Origin of the sequence: Protofrankia sp. CiP1_Cm_nod2 (genome assembly GCF_920664355.1) — a bacterium.
In the GTDB taxonomy this organism is placed as follows: Bacteria; Actinomycetota; Actinomycetes; order Frankiales; family Frankiaceae; genus Protofrankia.
Genome location: NZ_CAKKTL010000117.1, coordinates 15,539 through 16,709 on the forward strand (window position 1 = coordinate 15,539; position 1,171 = coordinate 16,709).

Below are 1,171 nucleotides of genomic sequence, written 5' to 3' on the forward strand. Positions count from 1 at the left end.
AGCCGGCCCGGCCGGGTCGGGCACCCGCGTGATGTCGACCAGCCGGGCGCCCGGCGGTGCCGCGAGCCGGCTGAGCAGGCGCGCGCTCTGCTCGTCCACCAGCAGGGCCGTCAGCCCGGCGTCCTCGACGACGCGGCGCAGGTGCCGCTGGTAGCCCTCGCCGCCCCCGAACGCCACGGGCAGCGCGACGGGCACCGCGGCGGCCCCGGTCCGGAAGCAGGCGAGCAGCCCGCGCAGCCAGGGCTCGCCGTTGGCCATCAGGATGCCGACGCGCCGCTGGCCGGCGATCAGCGTCGCCGTCCGCTCGGCGTCGGCCAGCAGGCGCGTGACGGGTACGGACCGTCCCTCGGACGGCAGGTGCAGCGCCGTCCGAGGACGGGCGTTGGTGCTCACCGCGGCCCAGAGCGCGTTCACCGGGTCTCCTCCCTGGATGCGTCCACGAGCCGCCGTGGGCAGCCGCCGTGGGGGTCAGGGGTCATGGCCGGCCTCAGCCCGTCAGCTCGTTGATGAGCGAGGTGTCGTGCTCGGCCCGGCGGAAGCGGGGGTGGTCGAGGACACCGCGCAGGAACGCGGCGGTGGTCACCACGTGCGGGCCACGCAGCCGCAGCTCGTCGAGCGCCCGGTCCATCCGCGCCAGTGCCTGCTCCCGGTCGGGCGCCCAGACGACGAGCTTGGCCAGCAGCGAGTCGTACAGCGCGGGGACCTGGTAGCCGGCGAAGACGTGGGTGTCGACGCGGACGAACGGGCCACCGGGCAGCGCGAACTCGCTGACCACCCCCGGGGTGGGCACGAAGCCGGCCGCCGGGTCCTCGGCGTTGATCCGGCACTCGATCGCCACCCCGCGCGGGACGACGTCGGCCTGCCCGAAGCCGAGCGGCTCACCGGCGGCGACCCGCAGCTGCTCGCGGACCAGGTCCGTCCCGGTGACCATCTCGGTGACCGGGTGCTCCACCTGGAGGCGGCAGTTGACCTCCATGAAGTAGAACCGGCCGTCGCCGTCCACCAGGAACTCGAACGTGCCCGCTCCCACGTACCCGGCCGCCCGCGCCCCCTGGACGGCCGCCTCGCACATCCGCTCCACGGTCCGCGCGGGCAGCCGCGGCGCGGGGGTCTCCTCCACGAGCTTCTGGTGCCGGCGCTGCAACGAGCAGTCGCGCGCGCCCAGGTGGAC

1 protein-coding gene and 1 pseudogene are annotated in these 1,171 nt (G+C 75.7%); both read right to left on the reverse strand.

Annotated features, from left to right (window positions below; all coding sequences use genetic code 11):
• A pseudogene (locus tag NBW84_RS14235) lies at window positions 1-414 on the reverse strand (AMP-binding protein); the annotation flags it as partial.
• A 73-nt stretch (window positions 415-487) separates the two neighbouring features.
• Window positions 488-1,171, reverse strand: a 684-nt coding sequence (locus NBW84_RS14240) for an ATP-binding protein (protein WP_445548717.1), incomplete at its 5' end; no start/stop codon positions are given.